The sequence below is a fragment of the Micromonospora parastrephiae genome, assembly GCF_016802865.1.
In the GTDB taxonomy this organism is placed as follows: domain Bacteria; phylum Actinomycetota; class Actinomycetes; order Mycobacteriales; family Micromonosporaceae; genus Micromonospora; species Micromonospora parastrephiae.
Genome location: NZ_JAEVHM010000288.1, coordinates 1 through 5,139 on the forward strand (window position 1 = coordinate 1; position 5,139 = coordinate 5,139).

General features: G+C 71.1%; 2 protein-coding genes and 1 pseudogene. 2 read left to right on the forward strand and 1 reads right to left on the reverse strand.

Annotated elements, in window-relative coordinates; genetic code table 11:
* Positions 1 to 294: 294 nt before the first annotated feature.
* Together ileS and JNW91_RS29510 are read left to right on the forward strand one after the other, a co-directional pair.
* Positions 295 to 3,465 (forward strand): isoleucine--tRNA ligase, encoded by a 3,171-nt coding sequence (gene ileS, locus JNW91_RS29505; protein WP_203178783.1) that lies wholly within the window; start codon positions 295 to 297, stop codon positions 3,463 to 3,465.
* Positions 3,466 to 3,562: 97 nt separating this feature from the next.
* Entirely contained in the window at positions 3,563 to 4,252 is a 690-nt protein-coding gene (locus tag JNW91_RS29510; RefSeq protein ID WP_203178784.1) for a lysophospholipid acyltransferase family protein, read from the forward strand.
* Between the two features lie 221 nt (positions 4,253 to 4,473).
* On the opposite strand, the pseudogene JNW91_RS29515 reads toward JNW91_RS29510, so the two are convergent.
* Positions 4,474 to 5,139, reverse strand: a pseudogene (locus JNW91_RS29515) (hypothetical protein); the annotation flags it as partial.

Sequence of the window (5,139 nt, forward strand, 5' to 3'; positions counted from 1 at the left end):
GTGGGGTGCGTCATTACTCGGGGGCGCGGCGGTGGGCGGGTCTTGTATCGTTGGGCACTGTAAGGCGATGACCCGGCCATCACCGGTGAGCCTCCGGAAGAACAGCCGGGCAACCGGCCCAGTAGAACCGGACGGGTGCGGCCCGTCACAGCCGGCCAATGAGCGGGCGGTCGATCCTGACCGCCAAGCGGGGTGGTACCGCGGACCACCCGGGAGCGCCGTTTCCGGCGTACCCCGGACGGTTCGTCCTCGCAGACCCACGTTGAGTGAGCTGCGCGAGGAGAGCGACCCCCGATGGCCTATCCGTTGCACGACCCGACCGCCGCCGGTGTCCCGGCGAGCCCGGACCTGCCCGCGGTCGAGCGCCGGGTGCTGGAGCACTGGACGGCCGACAAGACCTTCGAGGCGTCCGTCGAGGCCCGCCCCGCCGGGGAGAACGGGAAGAACGAGTACGTCTTCTACGACGGCCCGCCGTTCGCCAACGGCCTGCCGCACTACGGCCACCTGTTCACCGGCTACGTCAAGGACGTGGTGCCGCGCTACCAGACCATGCGCGGACGGCACGTCGAGCGGCGCTTCGGCTGGGACTGCCACGGCCTGCCCGCCGAGGTGGTGGCCGAGAAGCAGCTCGGCATCACCAGCAAGGCGGAGATCATCGACCTGGGCGTGGCCCGGTTCAACGAGGCCTGCCGCACCTCCGTGCTGGAGTTCACCCAGGACTGGGAGCGGTACATCAACCGGCAGGCCCGCTGGGTCGACTTCACCAACGACTACAAGACCCTCGACCTGGACTACATGGAAAGCGTCATGTGGGCCTTCAAGACCCTGCACGACAAGGGTCTGATCTACGAGGGCTTCCGGGTGCTGGCGTACTGCTGGCGCTGCGAGACGCCGCTGTCGAACACCGAGACCCGGATGGACGACGTCTACCGGGACCGGCACGACCCGACGCTGTCGGTGTGGTTCGGGCTGACCGCCGACGAGTCCGCGCCCGAGCTGGTGCGCGGGCCGGTCAAGCTGGGCGTCTGGACCACCACGCCGTGGACCCTGCCGTCGAACCTGGCGCTCGCCGTCGGCCCCGACATCGAGTACGCGGTGCTGGAGCACCGGGATTCCCCCGACAGCGAGCGCAGTGGCGAGCGGTACGTGGTGGGCGCGGCGCGGCTGGCCGCGTACGCCAAGGAACTGGACGGTTACGAGCAGGTCGGCACGGTGTACGGCCGGGACCTGGTCGGACGCCGCTACACGCCGCTGTTCGACTTCCTCGTCGAGCAGGCCGGGGAGAACGCCTACCAGGTGCTCGGTGCGGAGTTCGTCACCACCGAGGACGGCACCGGGATCGTGCACCTGGCGCCGGCCTTCGGTGAGGACGACCAGAACGTCTGCAACGCCGCCGGCATCCCCACCATCGTCACGGTCGACGACCACACCCGGTTCACCGCGCTGGTCCCGCCGTACCAGGGCGAACAGGTCTTCGACGTCAACAAGCCGGTGATCCGGGAGCTGAAGGAGCGGGGGGTGGTGCTCAAGCAGGACACCTACACCCACTCGTACCCGCACTGCTGGCGCTGCGACACCCCGCTGGTCTACAAGGCGGTGTCGTCGTGGTTCGTCGCGGTGACCACGTTCCGGGACCGGATGGTCGAGCTGAACCAGGAGATCAACTGGACGCCCGGCCACATCAAGGACGGCTCGTTCGGCAAGTGGCTGGCCAACGCCCGGGACTGGTCGATCAGCCGGAACCGGTTCTGGGGCTCGCCGATCCCGGTCTGGAAGTCCGACGACCCGAACTACCCACGGTTGGACGTCTACGGCTCGCTGGCCGACATCGAGCGGGACTTCGGGGTACGCCTGACCGACCTGCACCGGCCGGCGGTGGACGACCTGGTCCGCCCGAACCCGGACGACCCGACCGGTCAGTCGATGATGCGTCGGGTGCCGGAGGTGCTGGACTGCTGGTTCGAGTCCGGGTCGATGCCGTTCGCCCAGGTGCACTACCCGTTCGAGAACGCGGACTGGTTCGAGCACCACTACCCGGGTGACTTCATCGTCGAGTACATCGGGCAGACCCGCGGCTGGTTCTACACGATGCACGTGCTGGCCACCGCGCTGTTCGACCGGCCGGCGTTCCGCAACTGCCTGAGCCACGGCATCCTGCTCGGCTCGGACGGGCGCAAAATGTCCAAGAGCCTGCGCAACTACCCGGACGTCTACCACGTCTTCGACGCGTACGGCTCGGACGCGATGCGGTGGATGCTGATGTCGTCGCCGGTGCTGCGCGGCGGTGACATGGCGGTCACCGAGGCGGGGATCCGCGACGCCGTCCGGCAGGTGCTGCTGCCGCTGTGGAACGTCTGGTATTTCTTCTCGCTGTACGCCAACGCCGACGGGTACACCGCTCGACGCAGGACGGACTCGACGCACCTGCTCGACCGGTACGTGCTGGCCAAGACCAACGAGCTGGTGTCCACGGTCGGCGCGCAGATGGACGCGTACGACATCTCCGGCGCCTGCGCCACCGTCCGGTCCTACCTGGACGCGCTGACCAACTGGTACGTGCGTCGCTCCCGGGATCGGTTCTGGTCCGGTGACGCCGAGGCGTTCGACACGCTGTCGACCGTGCTGGAGACGCTCTGCCGGGTGGTGGCGCCGCTGGCGCCGCTGACCGCGGAGGAGATCTGGCGCGGGCTGACCGGGGAGCGCTCGGTGCACCTGACCGACTGGCCGGAGGCGAGCGAGTTCCCGGCCGACCACGACCTGGTCGCCGCGATGGACGCCACCCGGGCGGTCGCCTCGGCGGCGCTGTCGCTGCGCAAGGCGAAGGGTCTGCGGGTACGGCTGCCGCTGTCCAAGCTGACCGTGGCCTCGCCGGCGGCGGAGCAGTTGCGCCCGTTCGCCGACCTGGTCGCCGACGAGGTCAACGTGAAGGCCGTGGAGTTCAGCGCGGAGCTGTCGGCGTACTGCGAGCAGGTGTTGACCGTGGTGCCCCGGGCTCTCGGCCCGCGGGTCGGCAAGCAGGTGCAGCAGGTGATCAAGGCGGTCAAGGCGGGCGAGTGGGAGCTGGTCGACGGCGCCCCGGTGGCCGCCGGCGTCACCCTCGCCGAGGGCGAGTACGAGTTGCGCCTGGTCGCCGCCGACGCCGAGCACTCCGCGCCGCTGCCCGGCGGCGAGGGCGTGGTGGTGCTGGACACCGAGGTCACCCCGGAGTTGGCCGCCGAAGGGTTGGCCCGGGACGTGGTGCGGGTCGTGCAGCAGGCCCGCCGGGACGCCGACCTGGACGTCTCGGACCGGATCGTGGTGTCGGTGTCGGCCTCCGAGGAGGTGCGCGCCGCGGTGTCGGCGTTCACCGACTTCGTGGCCCGGGAGGTGCTGGCCGATTCGGTGGACTTCGCCGAGGGCGTGGACGGTTTCGCCGGTGAGGTCGGCGAGGGCGACCGGGTGACAGTCACCGTCCGCCGGGTGTGACGAGCGGTGCGGGCGCCCTCGCCACCTCCATCGGGGGAAGCGTGAGGGCGTCCGCTACCGTGACAGCGCCTGATTCCGCACGACCGCCGGAGGACCAGTGCCCCTGCTCTACACCATCGGCAGGCTGACCGTGGCGCCCACGCTGCGGTTGGCGTTCCGCCCGACCGTGGAGGGTCTGGAACACGTGCCGGAGACCGGTGGCGCGATCTTCGCCGGCAACCACCTCTCGGTGGCCGACGAGTTGTTCCTCGGCACGGTGGTGCCCCGGCACCTGGCGTTCTGGGCGAAGTCCGAGTACTTCAAGGGCACCGGCGTGAAGGGCGCGATCTCCAAGTTCGTCCTCACCGGCCTGGGCGCGATTCCGGTCGAGCGGGCCGGCGGGCGGGCCGCGCTGTCCGCGTTCGACGCGGCGATCCCGGCGCTCAAGGGCGGTGACCTGGTGGTGGTCTACCCGGAGGGCACCCGCTCCCCGGACGGCAAGCTCTACCGGGGGCGGACCGGGGCGGCCCGGCTGGCGATCTCCGCCGGCGTGCCGATCATCCCGGTGGGCATGATCGGCACGGACAGGGCGCAGCCGATCGGCGCCCGGGTGCCCCGCCCGGGCGCCGCCAAAATCACCGTCCGGTTCGGGAAGCCGCTGGACTTCAGCGGCCGGCCGGACGACCGCACCTCGCTGCGGCAGATGACCGACGAGCTGATGAGCGAGATCCAGAAACTCACCGGCCAGGAGTACGTGCCCCGCTACGCCCCGCCGCGCGCCCACCCGGACCCCACCCGGGAAGCCTGACCTCGGCCGCGTGCGCCGCGCGTCTGCCGGCCTGAGGCGCGCGCGGCTGCGGTAGAACGGGCACCCGCCTGCGGGGCAGCCCGGTCTGACAGGCGACATACCTGTGAGTCATAAATATGACCCACAGGTATGTCCCCCTCCCGCCCTGTCAGCTGGGCGGGGCTCACGCGGTGTGACGACTGCGGCCGGCACAGCGGCGGGCCAGCCGCCCCGGGTGCGGCTCAGCCCCGCTCGGGCTGGACGATCTGGGCGCGCAGGGTGTCCAGCAGGTCGGCGCTGTCGGAGACGGACAGCCGGGTGAACACGCCGGTGGCGATGCTGCCGTGGTCGACCGACGTGCAGACCACCACGTCGCTGCCGTCGGACCGGCCGACCGCGCAACGCTCGTGCCTGCCGCGTACGCCGGTGTCCACGGTCTCGGGGGCCTCCAGCGCATAGCGGTCGGTGAGCCTGCTGATCTCGGCCTCCGCGTCCGACTCCGGGCTCAGCCGGAAGCCGGTGCCGCCGAAGACCGTCACCCGTTTGCCGCTCGCCGTGGAGTACACGCCGGCGAACGTGTCCTCGGCCAGCCAGTGCTCCTTGCGTACCTCACTCTCCAGCTGCCGGGCGGTCTCCGCGCTGCGGTCGTCCTGACGCAGGCTGAGGTCCTCCACCTGGTCGGGCAGTGCCGCGCGGGCCGGGTACTGGGCCGAGATCGGGAACCCGTAGTAGGCGGGGCACCCGCAGCAGCAGGCCAGCGTGAGCAGCAGCAGCCACGGCCAGCGGCGTCGCCGCCGGACCGGGACCGGCACGTACCCCTTGGGGGGCTGCCAGCCCGGCGGCGCCACCGGTGGTGGCGCGGCGGAGCGCCGGCCCCGACGCTGCTTCGGCACGGGGGCCGGCGTGGG

Bases quoted from the DNA above. Each gene is read 5' to 3' on its own strand.
- ileS (WP_203178783.1), top strand. From the start codon at position 295: ATGGCCTATCCGTTGCACGACCCGACCGCCGCCGGTGTCCCGGCGAGC.